Below are 19,832 nucleotides of genomic sequence, written 5' to 3'. Positions count from 1 at the left end.
ATCGCTATCATATAAATTTATTTCCCTACCCGCAGTTGTAGGATTGCTTCGTGCCTCGCAATGACGTGAAGCTGAAAACTACCCAAATATTTTTCCGGATAAAACCATCGCCTCCTTCCACTTATCCATATTTAGATTCAAATTTTCTCCTTTGTCATTTAAATAGGCAATTACATCTTCTGTAGCTATGTTACCTGTAAGGTCATCAGCAGCCATTGGGCAGCCACCGAAGCCTTTCAATGCTGAATCAATTCTTTTTACGCCCGAATGATAGGCTGCTTCAATTTTTTCAAACCTTTCAGCAGGAGTGGAGTGTAGATGGATACCAATTTCTATATTGCTAAACCTGGAAATTAACTTCGGTAAGATATGATTTATCTTTTCGGGAGTTGAAATGCCAACTGTATCCGCTAAGGAAATAATTCCTACACCTTTATCCACTAAAATATCCGTCCATTTTTCTACAATTTCATCGTTCCATTCATCACCATAAGGGTTTCCAAAACCCATTGATAGATATACAACTGCTTTTTTATTATTTTTGGCACATAAAGCCAGCATATCTTCAACGGTGCTTAGTGATTGCTCAATACTTGAATTGGTATTTCGCTGTTGAAAGGTTTCTGAGATAGAAAAAGGAAAACCCAGATAATCAATTGCTTGATGTTGTACAGCACTTTCTACCCCCCTTAAATTGGCTACAATAGCCAGAAGTTTGGTTGAAGTAAGCGATAAATCTAAGTTTTCTAATACCTGCTGCGTATCTGCCATTTGCGGAATGGCTTTGGGCGAAACAAAACTACCAAAATCTAATGTGTCAAACCCAACCTGAAGCAGTAGGTTTAAATATGCTGATTTCAGTTCGGTTGGAACGAAATGATGCAAACCCTGCATCGCATCACGCGGACATTCCACTAATTTAATATTTTTTAGGCTCATGGTTTTACAGGTTATTTAACCGCAAAGTGCATAAAGTTTATCGCAAAGAAAAGAAGTAAAGCAAACCGTTTCTGATACTAAAAGTTTTCACTAATGACTAATGACTAATGACTAATGACTAACTTCATCTTTCACCTGAGCATTTTCTGTTCTATAATCCACACTTCTGTCTTTAGCAAAAGTTCTAATGATTAACCGGGTTCCTCTATCGTAACTAAAATAACTCCATAGCCAATTCACAAAAACAATAATTTTATTTCTAAAGCCTACGAGAGTCATCAGGTGGACAAACATCCAGGTAAACCATGCAAAAACGCCCTGAAAACGAATTTTTCCTATGTCTACAACAGCTTTGTTTCTACCTACAGTAGCCATTGAACCCTTATCAAAATACTTAAATTTTTCTAGGGGTTTGTTTTCAATGATATTAACCAGGTTTTTTGCTAAATGATGACCTTGTTGAATGGCAACCGGTGCAACGCCCGGATGTCCGTTTGGCGTTTCCTCATCAATAATGGAGGCTACATCGCCAATAGCATAGATATTTTGATAGCCTACAATCAGGTTTTGTGCATCCGTTTTTAATCTGCCTCCTCTAACAACTTCTGCCAGATCAAGGCCTGGAATCAGCTGACCCTTAACACCTGCGCTCCAGATTACGGTAGAACTTAAAACTGGGGCCTTATCCTGTAAAGTAAGCGTAAATCCATCATAGCCCAATACCCTGGTTTCATTCATCACCCGCACACCCATTTCAGTTAAAAACTCTTTTGATTTAGCCTGGGCCTGAGGCGACATGGGTCCCAATAGTTCGGGTGAATTTTCAATCAGATAAATGTTTACCTGATTCAAATCCATTTCAGGATAATCATTTGGGATAACATGTTTTTTAAGCTCTGCAATTGCACCGGAAGTCTCCACGCCTGTTGGTCCACCACCTACTACAACAAAGTTAAGTAGTGCACTTTTCTTATCAAAATCAGTTTCTATCAACGACTTTTCAAAATTCTGCAAAATTAAACTTCTTAAATCCAGTGCCTCTGGAATGGATTTCATTGGCATCGAATTTTGTTCAATTTCGGTGTTGCCAAAAAAATTACTGGTAGATCCGGTAGCCAAAACCAGATAATCGTAACTGATTTCACCGATATCGGTTTTAAGGCAATTTTTTACGGCATTTATTTCGGTAACTTTTGCTACCCTGAAAATCAGGTTTTTCTGTCCTTTAAATATTTTTCGGAGTGGAAAAGCAATAGACTCAGCTTCAAGTCCGCCGGTAGCTACCTGATAAAGCAATGGCTGAAAGGTGTGGTAATTATGTTTATCCAACATCACCACTTGAAAAGGTTTGTTTTTCAGTCGTTTAGCCAGCTCAATTCCGCCAAATCCACCACCAATAATTACTACTCTCGGGTATTCACTTTTAGGAAGTTGTAAATCCATTCTCTATGCTTTTTTGTTTGCTAATCTAACAAAAAGAGACCCAAAAGGTTTAAGTATTGAAGTTTTGACAGGGATATCAATGAATATGATATTGAGAAGATGATACAAAAAAAAAGCGCTCCGATTATCGGAGCGCTCGTATATTCAAGATATTAAAATCTTATTTTTTTTCTGCAGAACTACCCAAGTCAATTACGATAGGAGTAGAGATACATAATGATGAATAAGTACCAATGATACGGCCAATCAATAAGGCGAAGATAAATCCACGGATGCTATCACCGCCAAAAATAAAGATCACCAATAACACAAAGAATACCGTTAATGAAGTCAAAATGGTACGACTTAATGTACTGTTTAATGCGAAATTAATTAATTGATTACGTTCTTCACCATGTAAATCCTCTTTACCAGATTCTTTTAGTTTCTCGCGGATACGATCAAATACAACAACAGTTTCTGTCATGGTATAACCCATTACGGTTAAAATGGCTGCAATAAAATCCTGGCCGATTTCTAATGAGAATGGCATCACACCATCTAGAATCGTGTAGAAAGATAATACCATTAAAACATCATGCGCCAATGCAAGTACAGCACCTAAACCATACTGCCATTTTTTGAATCGCACTACGATGTAGATAAACATGAAGATACAAGAGATCAATACGGCATAAAATGCGCCATTTACAATATCACTGGCAATAATAGGTGTTACCTTTTGTGAGCTTACCACCTCATACTTAGATCCAGCTAAACCTTTATTTAAAGCATCTTCAACCACTTTATCAGTTTTGATATCCTGATCTTCAATGTGGAAAGTAGTAGTGATTTTTACTTGGTTATCTTCACCAGCAGTTTTAACCTCTGGTGTTTCATTTCCAAAAACAGGCGTTAATTTTGATTTTAAGTCTTCTGTATTTACTGCATTATCAAAGTGAACTAAATAAGTTCTGCCACCTTTAAAGTCTACACCAAGGTTTAAACCACCATTTTTGAAATACATGCCAATACCAGCCACAATGATGATGGTAGAGATTACATAATATATTTTACGGCGACCTACGAAATTAAAAGCCAGATTTTTGAATGCATTACGGGTGAAGTTATTATCGAAGCTGATTTCAATTTTACGATCCAACATCGACTCAAATACCACTCTTGAAATCGCAACAGCGGCAAATAACGAAGAAAGAATACCAATACACAATGTTGTGGCGAAACCCTGAACAGGTCCGCTACCGAATGCATAAAGAATGGCACCCAAAATGAATACGGTAATGTTCGCATCCAAGATAGACGGCATAGCATGTTTGAAACCTTCTTTAATTGCAGTAGGAATATTTTTGCCTAAAGCTAGTTCTTCACGTACCCGTTCGAAAATCAGGATGTTTGCATCTACTGACAAACCAATGGTGAGTACGATACCGGCGATACCAGGTAAGGTTAACACTGCACCAAGTGATACCAGGATACCGATGATAAAGAATAAGTTGATTAACAACGCAAAGTTAGCTACCCAACCTGCACGGTGATAATATAACGCCATGAAGATTAAGATCACAATAAAGGCAATCACGAAAGAGATTAAACCATCATGAATAGCTTGTGCACCCAAAGTAGGACCCACTACGTAGCTACCTGCAATACGTGCCGGAGCTGGTAATTTACCTGCTTTTAAGATATTTGATAAATCTTTAGTATCTGCTTGTGTAAAGTTACCTGTAATGGAAGAAACACCACCTGCAATTTCATTCTGAACGGTAGGGGCAGAATAAACCTGGTTATCTAATACAATGGCAATGGATTTTTTATTATTTGGATCAGCAGCAGCTTCAGCCGTAATTTTTTTCCATTTTGCAGCACCTTCGCTGGTCATGTACATGGTTACTTCTGGTTTACCTTTTTGATCGAAATCATCTTTCGAATCACTGATGGCTTCACCACCTAAATCAGGTTTACCATCCGCGCTAACCGCTTTGATAGCATAAAGTTCGAAAACTTTTGAGCCTTCTCTAGGTTTAACGCTCCACATAAACTTCATGGTAGAAGGAATAGCAGCAGCAACCTCAGGTATTCTTAAATATGAATTAACTTTAGCCGTATCTTTTTGAAGAGACATCCCAACAACAGCACCAGGCATTAATTGTTGTTGTCCGTTTTCTCCCTGATAAACAGGAAGGCTAAGCACAGCATATAATGGATTTGATTTGGCCAGTTCTGCTTTTGCAGCAGTTGAATCTTTTTTACCTAAACCGGCAAGTTTTCCACCTTTGGCTGTGGTATCTTTAGCAGCAGCTTTTTCTAAACCAGCTAATTTACCACCTGCAGGAGCAGCTGTAGTATCTTTAGCTGTTGCCGGAGCATCAGCCTTTAATGTTACAGCCAATGTTTTGTTAATGTTTTCAAGCAAAGGAACAACTTCCTGTACCTGATATACCTGCCAGAATTGCAATTCAGCAGATCCTTGTAAAAGCTTAGCGATACGTTCTTTATCCTGAACACCTGGCATCTCGATTAAGATACGATTGCTGCCTTCTTGTTTTTGCATGTTCGGACTCACCACACCAAAACCATCAATACGTGAACGTAAAACGGTAAATGAGCGGTCAATAGCGCTGGTTGCTTCCTTTTCAAGGAAAGATTCAACTTCGTTATTGCTTGCGCTAGGTTTTAACTGAGAGGCATTATCCTGGTTAGAAAAATAATCTGCAAGTTTAACACCCGGGCTTAATTTTTCGAATTCATCAACAAAAATTTTGATGTAATCTTTACCACCGGCGTTTAATTGAATTTGTGCATTTTGAACGGCTTTGTTAAAGTTAGCATCAGTAGGGTTGCCCGCTAATGATTTAACCAATTCAGCTAACGATATCTCCATCGTTACGTTCATACCACCTTTTAAGTCTAAACCTAAATTAATCTCTTTAGCTTTAACTTCACCATAAGTAAATCCAACAACGGGATAAACTTTTTCGGTGCTCATTGAATCTAAATAAGCTTTTTCTTTAGCCAGATCACCCTTCGCATAGTCTTTGGCGGCTTTTTCTACATTGGATGCTACCAAAGTAAAAGAGAGCGCATACGCACAAACGATAGCTAAAACTATCGCTATAAACTTAATAAAACCTTTTCCTTGCATTGTTTGTTTAAAATAATTTGTCTTTCGCTGTTTTTTAACAAGTCGGCAAATCTAATTAAATTTTTAATTTATAGAACCCCTTAATTGATAATTTATTAAGATTAATTTTTAAGAGGGAGTAATACGGATGCAATCGTTACGTTGAATCCATTTTAATGTTCAATTATTCCGGCTGAATCGTTTGGAAAGCAAGAACAGCAGCATTTGTTTTGGGTTCGGCCCCGCCAAACGCTGTAGCCCGGTAGAAAAAACCGGGGCTGCCGCTGATGTCGGGTTTAGCTTGGCTGGGAAAGTATTTCTGTTTCCGGCTAAGTGGAATACAACATCATCATTGCCAGGCACAGCTATTTCCAACTTTTCAGGAAAGAAGTTTGTCTTACCTCATTAAATGCTCAGCGTTTTCTGTGAAAATCTCTGTAGCTGATAAAACTATTTCCTTTTTAAAACCTCGAAAGTATAATCGTATTTGTTTTTTTCATCCGCCTGATGGGGCTCTCTGCTTACCACTTCCCATTCGCTTCGGTTAATTTCAGGGAAAAAAGTGTCTGCATCGAAAGTATGATGAATCGTGGTTAAATAAAGCGTATCTGTTTTCGGTAAAGCCTGGCGATAAATTTCAGCACCACCTACGATGAAAACCGGCTTTTCTTCATTTTGGGTAATTTTTAGGGCTTCATCTAAGCTGTTCACTACTTCGGCACCATCAATTTTTAGCAACGCATCTCTGGTAATCACAATGTTTCTGCGGTTAGGTAACGGTTTACCAACAGAATCGAATGTTTTGCGGCCCATTACTATGGTATGTCCGGATGTTGTTTGTTTAAAAAACTTTAAATCTGCCGGCATGTGCCATAAGAGTTGATTGTTTTTGCCAATTTCGAGGTTTTCGCCTATGGCAACAGCGATTGCAATGGTCATTGTTGATAATGATTAAAATAAGTCTGAATGAGTACCAAGCCTGTCAAGGTAAATTTCTTTTTTAATATCATCCTGGAGCCAGGTCATTAACCAATCTCCCTTGATATGGCATTCCCAAAAACCAGCATAATTTCCACTTAAAATGTGCGGCTTATAGTTTGATGGTAGCTTGCCAGTTTCTCTCAATATTTTCAGAGTTACCTCTAAAAGAGAAATATCATAATTTCTTTTGATGCAACGTTTATAATCTTTTTTAAATTGATTTGAAAAAGATATTTCGTACATACTATGAATTTAACTTCAGCATTAAATCTTCATGGCTCGAAGATTTTGTAAGACCTTCACCCTTGCTTGTTTTTGCCATAGATGTGCGTGTGGTTTTATTCGGGCTTTTAGCTGATTCAGTATTAATTACTACACCTAATTCCTTTAAAAGCTGTTTCACTAAACTGCTTTTTTTATCGGGTACACTAATTGAAAAAGTTTCCATATACAAATATAATAATTCTTTTAACCATTAATTGTTTGTATTGATTATACCGCCACAATTCCTTTAATATGAGGATGTGCTTCGTAATTTTCCAATGTAAAATCTTCAAATTTAAAATCGAAGATACTTTTTACGTCAGGATTAATTTTCATCCTAGGTAACGGCTTTGGTGCTCTGCTCAATTGAAGATTGGCTTGTTCAATATGATTATTGTATAAATGTGCATCACCTAGGGTATGCACGAAATCGCCTGCTTCCAAGCCGCAAACCTGTGCCACCATCATGGTTAATAAAGCATACGATGCAATATTAAAAGGAACGCCAAGAAAGATATCAGCACTGCGTTGGTATAACTGACAACTTAACTTCCCGTCAGCTACGTAAAATTGAAAGAAGGCATGGCAAGGCGGAAGGGCCATATTTTCAATCTCTGCTACATTCCAGGCCGACACAATAATCCTGCGTGAATCAGGATTGTTTTTAATGGTATTGATGATATTGGTGATCTGATCAATGTGTTGTCCATCAGGCGTTGGCCAGCTTCTCCATTGCGAACCGTAAACCGGCCCCAGGTTTCCATCTGCATCTGCCCATTCATCCCAGATGCGAACACCATTGTCTTTCAAATATTTAATATTGGTATCTCCCGTTAAAAACCAGATCAATTCATGGATAATCGATTTTAAGTGCAGCTTTTTTGTGGTAACCATCGGAAAACCCTCCTGCAGGTTAAAACGCATCTGATAACCAAAAACACTGATGGTTCCAGTTCCTGTACGATCATGCTTTTGAGCACCGTTATCCAGCACATGCTGCATTAAATCTAAATATTGTTTCATATACCCTAAACCCAAGTAGGCTTTTAATCGTGAATAAATTATCAGGTACAAATATGTGAAATTTATCAAAAGAAGAAGGGTTTAGTTGCTGACAATATGCGCTTTTTAACATTTTCATTACCTGTTTACTTTTGAATACTTTGTTATCAAAACGTAACCATGTATGTTTGCATTGGGGATCGTTGCTGCTTTCTGTAATTAGGGACTCCAGGCTTACGACTAAAGACTCCAGACTAAAATGTTATCCTTTCCAAACGCAAAAATTAACTTAGGTTTAAATATCACCGAGAAACGGGCCGATGGTTATCATAATCTCGAAACTGTTTTTTATCCGATTGATATTAAAGACGCTGTAGAAATTGTAGATGCCACAGAAACATCATGCAAAATTTATGGTATAGATATTCCCGGAGAGGCGAATGATAACCTGTGTTTTAGCGCGTACCAATTGATTAAGAATGACTATAATATTCCTGCGCAGCAGATTAACCTCCTGAAAAACATCCCCGTGGGTGCTGGTTTGGGCGGTGGATCAGCAGATTGCGCCTTCGTCATTAAACTGATCAACGAAAAGTTTAATTTGGGTTTATCTGTGAATCAAATGGAAGATTATGCCCGCAGGTTAGGTGCTGATTGCGCTTTTTTTATAGAAAATAAACCTGTCTACGCTTTTAACAAGGGAGATGAATTTGAAAAATGCGAAGTTGACTTATCAGGCTGGTTTAAAGTTCTGGTAAAGCCGCCTATACATGTTAGCACCGCTGATGCTTATGCTCTGGTAAAACCTCAAAAGCCTTTGCAATCTTTAAAAGAAATCATACATTTGTCGCCAACAACATGGAAAGATAAGGTTATCAACGATTTCGAACCATCGGTATTCGCGAGGTATCCCCAAATTCATCAAATAAAAACCAGTTTATACGATGCAGGCGCAACATTCGCTTTAATGAGTGGCAGCGGCTCGTCGGTTTTTGCCATTTTTAACAAACCTGTTAAACTGCAGGAACTGGAAAAAAACAACTTAGTATTTTATGGTATTTAAGCTGAGCGCATGGCGCATGGTGTTCGAATAGCAAAACATTAGGGTATTAAATAATAAATTTAAATTAAGGTAGAAGGTTGGAAGATAGATGGTTTAAGGCGTTTGAAATGTCTCATATCTAATATCTCAAATCTGACATCTCGATACTATTAATATGAACATAAATCTCATCCGCAAAAGCGGTAAATTTAATTTTGAGGCAGAAAATGAAAGCGGTTTCACTGTAGAATTGGACGCAAAGACTGCCATTGGTGGTGAGGGTAAAGGTTTCAGGCCAATGGAAATGCTTTTAGTGGGACTTGGAGGATGCAGCGGCATTGACATGGTGAATGTGCTAACGAAACAAAAAGAGCCTCTGGATGATATTAAAATTGCCATCAACGCCACCAGAAAAGATGAAGAGATGCCACCGATTTTTGATCAAATCGATATTCACTTCGACTTATATGGCGATTTAAGTACAACAAAAGTAGAACGCGCCCTGGCCATGACTTTCGATAAATATTGTTCCGTATCAAATATTTTAGGCCGCTCAGCAAAAATTAATTTTACTTATAAAATAAATAAGGTGTAGGATGGAGGTTTAAGGTATAGGGTTTACGGAGTAAATGTCCTATCTCAAATCTAGCAGCCCACATCTCAATACTCATATCTCAGCATAAAATGAAATCCGAAAATTTTGAAACCATAGCCATTCGCACGCAAACCGAACGAAGTTTACATAAGGAGCATTCTGCGCCAATTTATCTTACCTCCAGTTATAAGTTTGATGATGCTGAAGAAATGCGGGCGTTATTCGCCAATGAAAAAGAAGGGAATGTTTACAGTCGTTATTCCAATCCTAATACCTCAGAATTTATAGAAAAAATGTGTCTGCTGGAAGGTGCAGAAGATGGTTTTGCTACGGCAACTGGCATGGCGGCTATTTTCACCACATTTGGTGCTTTCTTAAAAGCCGGCGATCATATTGTCTCCAGTCGTTCTGTTTTTGGATCTACACACCAGTTGTTAACCAATGTTTTTTCTAAATGGGGGGTAACCTTTGATTACGCCGATTTAGATAAACCAGAAGACTGGGAGGCTTTGATTAAGCCGAACACCAAAATGATTTTCGTTGAAACACCGTCTAATCCAGGTATTGATATTATTGATCTGGCTTTCCTGGGCAATTTAGCCAAAAAACACCATCAACTTTTAGTAGTCGATAATTGTTTTGCAACGCCATATTTGCAACAGCCAATTGCGTTAGGTGCACACATTTCTATCCATTCGGCTACAAAGTACATTGATGGACAAGGACGCGTATTGGGTGGTATCATCTTAGGTAATAAGGAACTGATAGCAGAGGTTATAGGGTTTGCCCGCCACAGTGGTCCGGCTTTATCTCCATTTAATGCCTGGATTTTGTCTAAAAGTTTAGAAACCCTGGCTGTGCGGATGGATCGCCATTGTGAAAGTGCTTTAAAAGTTGCTGAATATTTAGAAAAGCATCCTAAAATCAAACTGGTTAAATATCCCTTTTTACCCTCTCACCCACAATATGAAATTGCTAAAAAGCAAATGAAACAGGGTGGTGGTATCGTAACCATCGTTGTTGAAGGCGGTGTAGAAGGTGCCCGTAAGTTTATGGATGGCCTGAAAATGTTTTCCATCTCTGCAAACCTTGCAGATACACGGTCTATTGCCACGCATCCTGCAACCAGTACGCATAGCAAATTGACTGAAGAAGAACGGAATATCGTTGGTATTGAGCAGGGATCTATTCGCTTGTCAATAGGTTTGGAGCACATCAATGATATTTTAGCTGATATTGAACAGGCATTGAAAGCATAATAGCGAATTAAAATAATCAAAGCGGTATGAAATTCATTTTTATGCCGCTTTTTTTGTTATTGAATTTTAAAAAGACTCCAGGCTTCAGACTGAAGACTTTCTTACCCTACATCAATGTACAGTGGTTAAACCTGAAGTAAATTTGTATCATAAACAAGAAAGGAAATTTATGTCACAGTTTATTTTGTACAAAGAAAACACCAGGGGCCATGCCAATCATGGATGGTTAGACGCTCACCACTCATTCAGCTTTGCGAACTATTACAATCCTGAAAGAATGCACTTTGGCGTTTTAAGAGTTTTAAATGATGACTTAATTGACGGTGGAATGGGGTTCGGCGCACATCCACATGATAACATGGAGATCATTACCATTCCATTAGCTGGTGCCATTGCGCATCAAGATAGTATGGGTAATACCGCAGAAATCAAAGCAGGTGAAATTCAGGTGATGAGTGCCGGTACAGGGGTGAGTCATAGTGAATTTAATGCTTTGCCTGATGTGCAGTTGAATTTATTACAGATCTGGTTATTTCCGAATAAGAAAAATGTAACACCACGTTATGATCAAAGGGCTTTAGATGTTACTGCACGTCAAAACAACTTCCAGCAGATTTTATCTCCGAATAGTGAAGATGATAATGTCTGGATTCATCAGGATGCCTGGTTTTCATTAGGTAAATTTGATGAAGGCTTTGAAACAGAATATAAAATCAAAAAAGAGGGGAATGGTGTTTATGCTTTCGTCATTAGTGGGGAAGTAACCATTAACGGGCAAACATTAAGCAGAAGAGATGCCATCGGTATTTGGGATACAGACGGAATCAACTTCAAAGCAATTTCTGCAGATGCAGAAGTATTGTTAATGGATGTTCCGATGGAATTATAATTTAAGTGATCAGTTGAAAGTTGCAGGTCGATAGGCTAAGCCTGCAACTTTTAACATATAGCTTTTAACTTGAAAAATATGCAAACGACCATACTTTATATCGGCAGAGATCCTGAAATTACCATTGTAATGAACCGCCTTTTGAACGCTCGACCAGAATGGAAAGGGATTTGTGTTTGTACGGATGAAGAAGCCATTTTAGTTTTTAAAAAGGAAGCTGTTGATCTGGTATTACTTGGTAATGGCATCAATCAGGAATGTGAACAGGCTTTAAGATCAGAATTAGAGGCGATTAAACCTGATGTCAAAATCATTCAGCATTATGGCGGAGGCAGTGGGCTGTTGTATGGTGAAATCATGTCGGCCCTTTAACTGAGGCCATGGATCAATAGTAAACTCCTAGAAATCGTCATTGTCGATGAATAAACTTTGACGGCTTTAATAAGGGCCATAGAAAGAAAGTTGTCGAAGCTAAAACCCAACGAGCCTCAGGTGTTAGAAATTCTGTTCAGCACAAAGATTCAGCGAAAAGCCCGGCCGAAGATTAACTGCAATCCAGACTGAACTTTTCGAAAATCAATTATCCAAAGATATTAAGAGATATAATCTCTATCTTCATCACTCAATTCCTTTTTAGTTGAAACCGGTTGATTCCTTTCAATTTCATTGTCGTAACTGCTCACGGTTTTTTTAGGTCGGCCAACAATAAAGCCAATGATAAAACCGATGATGACACAGACACCTATCACCAGTAATTTGGAGACGAAGATACCATCCACCACAATAAAATTAAATGCTACTTCATCGCTGTTTAAAAATAAAAATGCAGTAAGTAGTGCTGTCAGGATGATAATGAATATGGTTTTTCCGCTCATGGGTTAAAAGCTATAATTAAATGAAAACTCTAATATCGGATTTTGATGGTAAATCTTATTAACAAAAACCAATCTCGCTCCAACATCAACAACAGGTTGATACCTCAAAATGTTTAAACTACTATTCAATTCTATGCCATAAGTTTTTGGTTCGCCAATATTTGTGTCTTTCCCTATATTTTCATAATGGGAAAATATACCTGCCCTGAAATTTCTGATGTATGCCAGTGGACCCAATTCCCAATCTGGAAAGGCAAAAGGAAAACGGTAGTTAAAAAGCATACTGTTCTGCAGTTTACTTTTTGCCAGGATGTTATTGTAGCCGTAAACTGTTGCAATTTCTGTTGCATACTGATTTACGCCAGTTGCTTTCTGGTAATTAAAACTAGCGAGGAAGGAATGATTTTTTGCAAAGCCCGGAAAATAGAAGAAACTTTCAAGTGCCACAATTTCACCGCCAAGATTTTTATCAAAAGGTTGATGATTGTATGTTGCCCTTAAAATTTGTGCCCACTTTGGAGCGATGTCTCTTTCGGTGGTTCGCAAACTATGATTGAAGGTAAAGTTATATTCCATTGGAAATTTTAATGCTGTTATAAAATTGGAAGGCATATTTTCCGGTAGATAACGTTGCGTAAAGCTGGTGGCTGCATTGAGCGTGAAAGAATAGTTTTGATTTCGTGCATTAAATGATAAAGGAACCGAGGCATTAAGCTTAATATAATTCTCTCTCCAATCGCCTTGCTGAATAGTGTTTTTAGATCGATAGAACGTTCTTTTTGGTCGATTGCGGTAGAGAATACTAAATACAGGATAAAGTGCCTTATAGCTAATATCTGCTGTATATTCAAAACGCTTTAAATCCCGGTGGTATTTTGCACCTGTATAGAAGTCCATCGTGTTTAATAAATTATTTGATTGTAATTCTAAGCCAAAAATATATTCGTTATCAATAACCGGAATCACACTGTGGAAACTGAAAAAATTTAAGCCTTGCCGGTAGCGTTTGGCCTGGAAGGTGGTATCCGGAATATGGGTAAATACATTGCCAACGTTTTCCTGTTTTTCGGCTTCACTGGAGAAATCTACAAATGTATTTTCCCCAACGGTTTTTTCAGTAAGCATTTGTTCTGCAATTTCATATCCATTTACTTTATAATCATTGAAAATAATTTTTCCGTCTCCACTTTCTGTTGGATTAAAGGCACCATATTTAGATGCGCTTAACGCATTAATTTTTTTAGTAGAAGTGTCTATTGTGTAAATATTATCAATGCCATTAAAGTGTGCATTAAAGGCAATTTTATGATCAATAAAAACTGGTCTGCTCAACTGCTGTCTGCTGTTTAAAATGAGGGATCTCTTTTTTTCGCCATCTACTACCCAAAGGCTTTTCCCTTTTTCAGTAACACTGATGTAAGCAATCTGATTTCCGGTTTGGTCAAAGCAAGGTGTCTGCAGAATTTCGTTATCCGGGTTCGGAATTGATTTTAAAATCTTTCCTGAACGGGCATCAATTTCAACCAGATTGAATTGATTATTCAGTTCCACTTTTACGACTATGATTTTCTTTCCGTCATCAGAAAGGGTGGGAGAGAAGAGGCGACTTTGACTGCTCAGTTTTTTAAACTTTCCGGTCATCAAATTGTAGGTGCAAATCACACTATAACTTCTCTGTTTATATCTTGGGTCGTATCGGATTTCATCCCATACCAGAATGTTGTTTTTTAAGCTAAACCAGGGTTGTTCCTGATAGCCTATTCCAAATAATTTTTGTTCAGACTGATCTTGATTAATGAGCACAAAATGTCTTGCTTCCTGCTTACTTTCTTTAAGTGCTAAAATCTGTTTTTTGTTTAATCTTGCAGGAAGAAAATAATGGGTAGCCAGTGATGTTTTTTGATTAAGTGATACATAATTTTCTGTTGATAAAGACTCTTGCTGATTGGTCCATTTTTTCTCTAGTTTTTCCTGAGTATCCTCAAAGTATTTTTTCGTGTTTTTACCGGTATATTTTTTTAAACTTTTTGAGAAAGGATAGAGCCTTATTGGACGCCTTCTGATATCTGAAAGTAAGCTGTCAGAAATGAACTGACCAAATTTTTCCTTCATGTCTGCTACCATCAAATACCCGGTTTGATAATATCCGGGAGTGAGGTCTTTATTGGAACCAAAATAGGCTTTGCTGTAAGAGAATTTTTTTCCTTCTAAAATTGATGCCCGGTAAGGCATGATCCAGTTGGGCTGTCTGCCCCGGCCTGATTCTGTTAATGCGGTTTCATTCACCACCGCATCACCTTCAAAAAACCAGATAGGTATGCCAGCCCCGAAGTAAGCAAAGTAAACCAGTTCAGGAAAAGGATGATTTTTATTTCCTGTCAATTTGTCAAACTGTGCAACGTGACGAAGTTCATGAACCGCCAGGTTATTCAGCCAATCCTGGCTATCAAAATATTGAGGTGGTGTTGCATAGAATTCAGATTTCTTTGGACCGAGCTGAACAAAGCCATTGGCAATGGTTCCCTGGTTTTGAAGCAGGAGTGGGGTGGAGGTCTGCTGCTGCCTTAACCCGAGTCCAACTTTTAGGTAAATGAAAGGTAACGTCCTTGCCATTCGCTGGGCTTCATTTTCAAGTTCCTTTGGGTAGATGATTTTAAAACCGCCAGACTCAATGTAGTTCCAATGTACACTAAGTGGGTTCTGTGCGGTGCTGAATATCTGTCCGAAAACAGGATGTGAAATAATACTTAATGAAATTGATGTTAAGTAACTGATAATTAGTTTTATGTTTCGTTTATTTAACTTCATTTACTGGGTATGCTAAAATTGTTAGTTTTTTAAAATTTAAATTGTGGTTAATGTGTGTTTTTTTGATTTAATAATTGATGTTTTAAAATTTGATAATCAATTGTTTATGTTTTTGATTTAAATTAGTTTTTAATGTCGTGATAACTAATATTGAAATCTATTTTGTATGTTGGAATGCTTCGGTTTGCGTTTTTTTAAGGAATTAAAATCAGCGCTTTAAATTACACTTATTAATCGATTTTAAGCAAAAATTTTTCGCTGTTTCTAAAATAATGATGGCAATAGCCATGTTAAATGTTCTCACATTTATGTAGAGATTTAGTTTAAATTGCAACAGCTCGACATCGAAACAATGGTGATGACAATTGGAAATTTAAAACCTGGCATAAGAATATCTAATACATCTGAATAGTTGGAACAGATAATAATTACCTGGGAACTTCTTCTTAAGTCGAAAATTTTTTAAAAAGGATCCAACCTGTGATTGCTATGTTTTGAAAATTTTCTGGTCTTGTAGATAAATAGTAATATGACTTTATGTCATTTGACTGAAATCTGTATCGTAAAATTGAAAGTCAGCATACAGGGGTCAATAGGAAAAGGAATTTGTTTATCAAATTTTTAGCGAAGGTTAAAGGCATGCTATAGGACTTTTTTTCGGTTATTCCATACTATTTAACTGCATTCTATAGGTTCGTTTTCTATCAAATTCGAGTAGTATTTTCAGAAATTATGTATGAATTTCAGATGTGTCAGCATGATAAATATGTATAATTTAGCCTTCCTAATGGCAGTTCTTTGGAATATTTGGTAGCCACTGCCGGTTTTTTCATTTTTAACCTTAATTCTAAATAGTGGTGTTTTTATTTATTTAAAAGACTTTAAATGAGTTCTTTATATGGTTGTTTTAGCTGTTTTTTTTGATTTCTTAAAAATGGTAAGGCAGCAGCTAAAAGTTAGCTGACACAACCAAAATTAGCCACACAATTTTTGAAATTTTGATTTAACATGCAAAATTTTTGAATCTTTTGCGTACTCGAAATGCGTACAATTACTACACTTTTTGCATTAGGTGAGTCTAAAATTAATAGCCAGTTTTATTAATATTTATGGAATACTGGATATGTTAACAGGTGATATTTTGCTGGTATTTTAGAGGTTCTAAAAAGGTATAAAAATCATTTAGCATATACACTAATTCAAGCTAGAAACATAAAGATTTTAGGGGAAATTATATCTTTTTTTGATGGGTATAAATGTGTTAGATTAGGATGTTTAATAGCGGTTATTTCAGACATTAATGGCCTTGGAAATTATTCGATTGTATAGGGTTTAATGTTGAAAATTGGGCATTAAAATGTGTTCTAAAAGGAGTAGTTTATTAGTGCTTGTTTCTTCTTTTTTTATAGATGGGATAGAAGAAAATAGTACTTAAAATAATGGCTGCCCCGATATAAAATCCAGCTGTCATTTGCTCCTTATCTTTGAAGAAAATAAAGGCTAATAAGATCCCGTAAACAGGCTCCAGATTTGTGATCAAAGCCACTCGGAATGCTGATAAAGTTCGCATCACAGATACCCCTGCAACGTAGGCGACTGAAGTACAAAGTGTACCTAAAAGGCTAATGTAAAACCAGTCATTCAGGCTCAGGTTGAACGAGGAATGAATTAAAGATCCGTCATATAGACGGTACAATGTAATCCAAAAAAGCCCGCCTACCAATTCATAAAAACCAATGATAGAAGGTTCGCTTTTTTGAACAAGAGTAGAATTTATCGTTGAAAAAAGACTTGAAGCTACCGCAGCAAGAAGCCCGAAAATAATGCCTGATGTATATTGACCTTCAAATTTAAAGATCATGTAGATGCCCAGAATAATGATCAATCCAACCAAAATATCTCCAATCTGAATGGGCTTTTTTTTGATCAGGGGCTCCAGAATGGCCGTGAATAATGTGAAAGAAGAAAGGCAAACTAAAGTCACTGAAACGGTAGAAACTTTAATCGCGTGAAAGAAAAATATCCAGTGAATGGCCACAATGGCTCCGGTTAAAAAGAACTGAATAAATTGTTTTTTTGAAATTTTGATGTTCTTTTTCGTGATGAGAAACCACGCAAAAAGAGTTGATGTTGCAATCAAAACCCGATACCAAACCAATGGTACTGCATCGATAGAAATTACCTTACCAAGCACGCCGGTAAAGCCCCAGATGAGTACGGTAAAATGGAGAATCAGTAAGTTTTTTTTTGTGCTGTCCATTCCTACTTTGGCGCCCGTTTTAGCAAATAGATCCCGAGTAAACCGAATGCAATAGTAGGTGAAATAACGGCAACCACTGGTGGTAATCCGCCTTTGGTAGAAAACATCTGTGTAAACTGATTAAACACGATATACGTGAAGCTGATTAAAATACCAATGCCCAATGAAACTCCTACTCCGCCCCGCACTTTACGAGAGGAGAGGGCCACACCAATTAGCGTTAAAATGTATGCAGATAGCGGATGCAGGTAACGTTTAAACTGTTCAAACTCCAGGTCGTTCATAATGCCTGTTCCCCTGACTTTTTCTTTTCTGATTTTATCTGCCAGCTCGCTTGTTGAGAGGTTTTGAATCACATTGGCGTAGGCCGAGAAGTCGTCAGGACGCATATCTAAAATGGTATCTTTAAGCTTTCCGTTTCCATAAATCATGGATTCTTTTAAGCCATCAATTTTTCGAATAGAGTAGTTGCTAAGTTGCCATTTTCTCTTGGTAGAATCCCATTTGATATTATCTGCAACAATCTTTTTAACCAACACATCCCCGTTAAAATTGTCTAACGAAAACCGATATCCGTAATTGGTTTTGTTATCAAAACTTTCAATGTAAATATAAGTTTTATCATCCAGCTTCATGTGGATATTCGTTTTCGTAGAAGGGTCGTTGCGCTTTACGTAGGTATTCTCGAAGCTGTTTTTGAGCGTATTGGTATAAGGTAAAATATAAAGATTAGACCCTAAATTGGCTGCAAATATAACCGTTGCAGAAACGAAATAAGGCAATAAAAACCTGTTAAAGCTAACACCCCCACTTAGGATGGGTACAATCTCTGTTTGATCAGCCATTTTAGCCGTAAAGAAAATAACGGCAATAAAGTTAATCAATGGTGATAGCATGTTTACATAAAAGGGAATGGAACCGGCATAATATTTAGAAAGAATGCCCCAAAAACTGAGACCGCTTTTCATAAAATCATCCATTTTTTCGGACAGATCAAATACGACAATGATGATTACGAAAATGGCCAGGGTATATATAAATGTACCCAGGTATTTACCGATAATATATTGGTCAATAATTTTTATCCTCCCTTTTAACAAACTCATTCTTATAGCTTATTTCCTAAAACTTTAACCATTTTGTTCTTCCATTCGTAAAATTCACCTGAAATAATTTTTTCTCTGGCTTGTTTTACCAGCCATAAATAGAAATGTAGGTTGTGTAACGTTGCAATTTGTGCGCCAAGCATTTCTTTACTATGTACCAGGTGCCTTAAATAAGCTTTACTGGTGACCAGATCAGCATGTAGATCACTTTCATCATCCAGCGGAGAAAAATCATTTTCCCACTTCTTATTTCTGATGTTGATAATACCATTTCTGGTGAAAAGCATCCCATTTCTTGCATTTCTGGTAGGCATTACACAATCAAACATATCCACACCCAGGGCAATGTTTTCGAGGATATTAATTGGTGTTCCAACTCCCATTAAATAACGTGGTTTTTCATATGGAAGGATATCGCAAACCACTTCCGTCATGGCATACATTTCTTCAGCGGGCTCACCTACAGATAAGCCTCCAATGGCATTTCCTTCACGGTTCATACTGGCTATAAACTCTGCAGATTTGATCCTCAGGTCCTTGTATACCGAACCTTGCACAATAGGGAACAAGGTTTGGTCAAAACCATATTTAGGTTCAGTATTGTCGAAATGAGTACAGCAACGTTTCAACCAACGGTGTGTCATTTTAATAGACTGTGCCGCATAGGTATAATCGCATGGATAAGGCGTACACTCATCAAAAGCCATAATAATATCTGCTCCGATGGTACGCTGGATGTCCATTGCGTATTCAGGCGTAAAAAGATGTTTCGATCCGTCGATATGCGAATGAAAAGTCACCCCCTCTTCTTTAATTTTACGCACTTTACTTAAAGAATACACCTGATAACCACCACTATCAGTTAAAATCGGCCGATCCCATCCGATAAATTTATGCAAACCACCGGCTGCTTCCAATATATCCAAACCTGGTCTCAGGTATAAATGATAGGTGTTCCCTAAAATAATTTTGGCATCTATATCATCCTTAAGCTCGCGCTGATGAACAGCTTTTACTGTTCCGGCCGTGCCAACCGGCATAAAGATAGGCGTTTGTATTTCGCCATGGGCAGTAGTAACGGTCCCGGCTCTGGCTTTTGATAAAGGATCGTTTGCCTGTAAAGTAAATTTCATATAGAATGCAAAAGTAACAAATTTACCACAGCTACATATACTGTTGGTTAGTTTAATGGCTTAAATCAATAATAAAAATGACCAGGTTTTCAGCTTCAGCAAGCTAAAAGGATGC

At 37.4% G+C, this 19,832-nt stretch carries 17 protein-coding genes; 5 read left to right on the top strand and 12 right to left on the bottom strand.

Annotated elements, in window-relative coordinates; translation table 11 throughout:
• Positions 1 to 78: 78 nt before the first annotated feature.
• The 7 genes from CBW18_RS08140 to CBW18_RS08105 form a co-directional block, all read right to left on the bottom strand.
• Entirely contained in the window at positions 79 to 939 is an 861-nt protein-coding gene (locus CBW18_RS08140; RefSeq protein ID WP_088300803.1) for a hydroxymethylglutaryl-CoA lyase, read from the bottom strand.
• 111 nt (positions 940 to 1,050) lie between these two features.
• Positions 1,051 to 2,382: an NAD(P)/FAD-dependent oxidoreductase gene (locus CBW18_RS08135; RefSeq protein ID WP_088300802.1), complete on the bottom strand. Its 1,332-nt coding sequence runs from the start codon at positions 2,380 to 2,382 to the stop codon at positions 1,051 to 1,053.
• A 160-nt stretch (positions 2,383 to 2,542) separates the two neighbouring features.
• Entirely contained in the window at positions 2,543 to 5,524 is a 2,982-nt protein-coding gene (gene secDF, locus CBW18_RS08130; RefSeq protein ID WP_088300801.1) for a protein translocase subunit SecDF, read from the bottom strand.
• A gap of 429 nt (positions 5,525 to 5,953) precedes the next feature.
• Positions 5,954 to 6,442 carry a dihydrofolate reductase gene (locus CBW18_RS08120; RefSeq protein WP_088300799.1) on the bottom strand — a complete coding sequence of 163 codons (489 nt, stop codon included), beginning with the start codon at positions 6,440 to 6,442 and terminating at the stop codon, positions 5,954 to 5,956.
• 12 nt (positions 6,443 to 6,454) lie between these two features.
• Entirely contained in the window at positions 6,455 to 6,727 is a 273-nt protein-coding gene (locus tag CBW18_RS08115) for a type II toxin-antitoxin system YafQ family toxin (RefSeq protein ID WP_088300798.1), read from the bottom strand.
• Position 6,728: 1 nt separating this feature from the next.
• The gene (locus CBW18_RS08110) at positions 6,729 to 6,932 is read right to left on the bottom strand and encodes a hypothetical protein (protein WP_088300797.1); all 204 of its coding nucleotides are present in this window, start codon (positions 6,930 to 6,932) and stop codon (positions 6,729 to 6,731) included.
• A gap of 44 nt (positions 6,933 to 6,976) precedes the next feature.
• Positions 6,977 to 7,771, bottom strand: coding sequence for a thymidylate synthase (locus CBW18_RS08105; RefSeq protein WP_088300796.1), 795 nt, complete (start codon positions 7,769 to 7,771; stop codon positions 6,977 to 6,979).
• A 238-nt stretch (positions 7,772 to 8,009) separates the two neighbouring features.
• On the opposite strand from CBW18_RS08105, the gene ispE reads away from it, so the two are divergent.
• The 5 genes from ispE to CBW18_RS08080 all read left to right on the top strand — a co-directional run bounded on the left by ispE (position 8,010) and on the right by CBW18_RS08080 (position 11,907).
• Positions 8,010 to 8,813: a 4-(cytidine 5'-diphospho)-2-C-methyl-D-erythritol kinase gene (ispE, locus tag CBW18_RS08100; protein WP_088300795.1), complete on the top strand. Its 804-nt coding sequence runs from the start codon at positions 8,010 to 8,012 to the stop codon at positions 8,811 to 8,813.
• 154 nt (positions 8,814 to 8,967) lie between these two features.
• Entirely contained in the window at positions 8,968 to 9,387 is a 420-nt protein-coding gene (locus CBW18_RS08095; protein ID WP_088300794.1) for an OsmC family protein, read from the top strand.
• 89 nt (positions 9,388 to 9,476) lie between these two features.
• Positions 9,477 to 10,646, top strand: coding sequence for an O-succinylhomoserine sulfhydrylase (locus CBW18_RS08090; protein WP_088300793.1), 1,170 nt, complete (start codon positions 9,477 to 9,479; stop codon positions 10,644 to 10,646).
• Positions 10,647 to 10,815: 169 nt separating this feature from the next.
• On the top strand, positions 10,816 to 11,535 hold the full coding sequence (locus tag CBW18_RS08085) for a pirin family protein (RefSeq protein ID WP_088300792.1): 720 nt from the start codon (positions 10,816 to 10,818) through the stop codon (positions 11,533 to 11,535).
• Positions 11,536 to 11,613: 78 nt separating this feature from the next.
• Positions 11,614 to 11,907, top strand: a complete 294-nt coding sequence (locus CBW18_RS08080; protein WP_088300791.1) for a hypothetical protein — start codon at positions 11,614 to 11,616, stop codon at positions 11,905 to 11,907.
• 221 nt (positions 11,908 to 12,128) lie between these two features.
• Here the strand turns inward: CBW18_RS08080 and CBW18_RS08075 are convergent, their stop codons facing one another.
• The 5 genes from CBW18_RS08075 to tgt all read right to left on the bottom strand — a co-directional run bounded on the left by CBW18_RS08075 (position 12,129) and on the right by tgt (position 19,717).
• Complete coding sequence (locus tag CBW18_RS08075) at positions 12,129 to 12,410, bottom strand: hypothetical protein (RefSeq protein WP_088300790.1); 282 nt, start codon at positions 12,408 to 12,410, stop codon at positions 12,129 to 12,131.
• Positions 12,411 to 12,413: 3 nt separating this feature from the next.
• The gene (locus CBW18_RS08070; protein ID WP_088300789.1) at positions 12,414 to 15,218 is read right to left on the bottom strand and encodes a hypothetical protein; all 2,805 of its coding nucleotides are present in this window, start codon (positions 15,216 to 15,218) and stop codon (positions 12,414 to 12,416) included.
• Positions 15,219 to 16,599: 1,381 nt separating this feature from the next.
• Positions 16,600 to 17,478, bottom strand: coding sequence for a DMT family transporter (locus CBW18_RS08065; protein ID WP_088300788.1), 879 nt, complete (start codon positions 17,476 to 17,478; stop codon positions 16,600 to 16,602).
• 2 nt (positions 17,479 to 17,480) lie between these two features.
• Entirely contained in the window at positions 17,481 to 18,584 is a 1,104-nt protein-coding gene (locus CBW18_RS08060; RefSeq protein WP_088300787.1) for an LptF/LptG family permease, read from the bottom strand.
• Between the two features lie 2 nt (positions 18,585 to 18,586).
• Positions 18,587 to 19,717 carry a tRNA guanosine(34) transglycosylase Tgt gene (gene tgt, locus CBW18_RS08055; RefSeq protein ID WP_088300786.1) on the bottom strand — a complete coding sequence of 377 codons (1,131 nt, stop codon included), beginning with the start codon at positions 19,715 to 19,717 and terminating at the stop codon, positions 18,587 to 18,589.
• Positions 19,718 to 19,832 lie beyond the last annotated feature (115 nt).

Source organism: Pedobacter sp. AJM (assembly GCF_002197755.1).
Classification (GTDB): Bacteria; Bacteroidota; Bacteroidia; order Sphingobacteriales; family Sphingobacteriaceae; genus Pedobacter.
This window is presented reverse-complemented; position numbering and strand designations above follow the sequence as displayed.

What these genes read in the sequence shown, in the direction of transcription:
- CBW18_RS08140 (WP_088300803.1), bottom strand. Translation starts at nt 939, where the DNA reads ATGAGCCTAAAAAATATTAAATTAGTGGAATGTCCGCGTGATGCGATG.
- CBW18_RS08135 (WP_088300802.1), bottom strand. Translation starts at nt 2,382, where the DNA reads ATGGATTTACAACTTCCTAAAAGTGAATACCCGAGAGTAGTAATTATT.
- secDF (WP_088300801.1), bottom strand. Translation starts at nt 5,524, where the DNA reads ATGCAAGGAAAAGGTTTTATTAAGTTTATAGCGATAGTTTTAGCTATC.
- CBW18_RS08120 (WP_088300799.1), bottom strand. Translation starts at nt 6,442, where the DNA reads ATGACCATTGCAATCGCTGTTGCCATAGGCGAAAACCTCGAAATTGGC.
- CBW18_RS08115 (WP_088300798.1), bottom strand. Translation starts at nt 6,727, where the DNA reads ATGTACGAAATATCTTTTTCAAATCAATTTAAAAAAGATTATAAACGT.
- CBW18_RS08110 (WP_088300797.1), bottom strand. Translation starts at nt 6,932, where the DNA reads ATGGAAACTTTTTCAATTAGTGTACCCGATAAAAAAAGCAGTTTAGTG.
- CBW18_RS08105 (WP_088300796.1), bottom strand. Translation starts at nt 7,771, where the DNA reads ATGAAACAATATTTAGATTTAATGCAGCATGTGCTGGATAACGGTGCT.
- ispE (WP_088300795.1), top strand. Translation starts at nt 8,010, where the DNA reads ATGTTATCCTTTCCAAACGCAAAAATTAACTTAGGTTTAAATATCACC.
- CBW18_RS08095 (WP_088300794.1), top strand. Translation starts at nt 8,968, where the DNA reads ATGAACATAAATCTCATCCGCAAAAGCGGTAAATTTAATTTTGAGGCA.
- CBW18_RS08090 (WP_088300793.1), top strand. Translation starts at nt 9,477, where the DNA reads ATGAAATCCGAAAATTTTGAAACCATAGCCATTCGCACGCAAACCGAA.
- CBW18_RS08085 (WP_088300792.1), top strand. Translation starts at nt 10,816, where the DNA reads ATGTCACAGTTTATTTTGTACAAAGAAAACACCAGGGGCCATGCCAAT.
- CBW18_RS08080 (WP_088300791.1), top strand. Translation starts at nt 11,614, where the DNA reads ATGCAAACGACCATACTTTATATCGGCAGAGATCCTGAAATTACCATT.
- CBW18_RS08075 (WP_088300790.1), bottom strand. Translation starts at nt 12,410, where the DNA reads ATGAGCGGAAAAACCATATTCATTATCATCCTGACAGCACTACTTACT.
- CBW18_RS08070 (WP_088300789.1), bottom strand. Translation starts at nt 15,218, where the DNA reads ATGAAGTTAAATAAACGAAACATAAAACTAATTATCAGTTACTTAACA.
- CBW18_RS08065 (WP_088300788.1), bottom strand. Translation starts at nt 17,478, where the DNA reads ATGGACAGCACAAAAAAAAACTTACTGATTCTCCATTTTACCGTACTC.
- CBW18_RS08060 (WP_088300787.1), bottom strand. Translation starts at nt 18,584, where the DNA reads ATGAGTTTGTTAAAAGGGAGGATAAAAATTATTGACCAATATATTATC.
- tgt (WP_088300786.1), bottom strand. Translation starts at nt 19,717, where the DNA reads ATGAAATTTACTTTACAGGCAAACGATCCTTTATCAAAAGCCAGAGCC.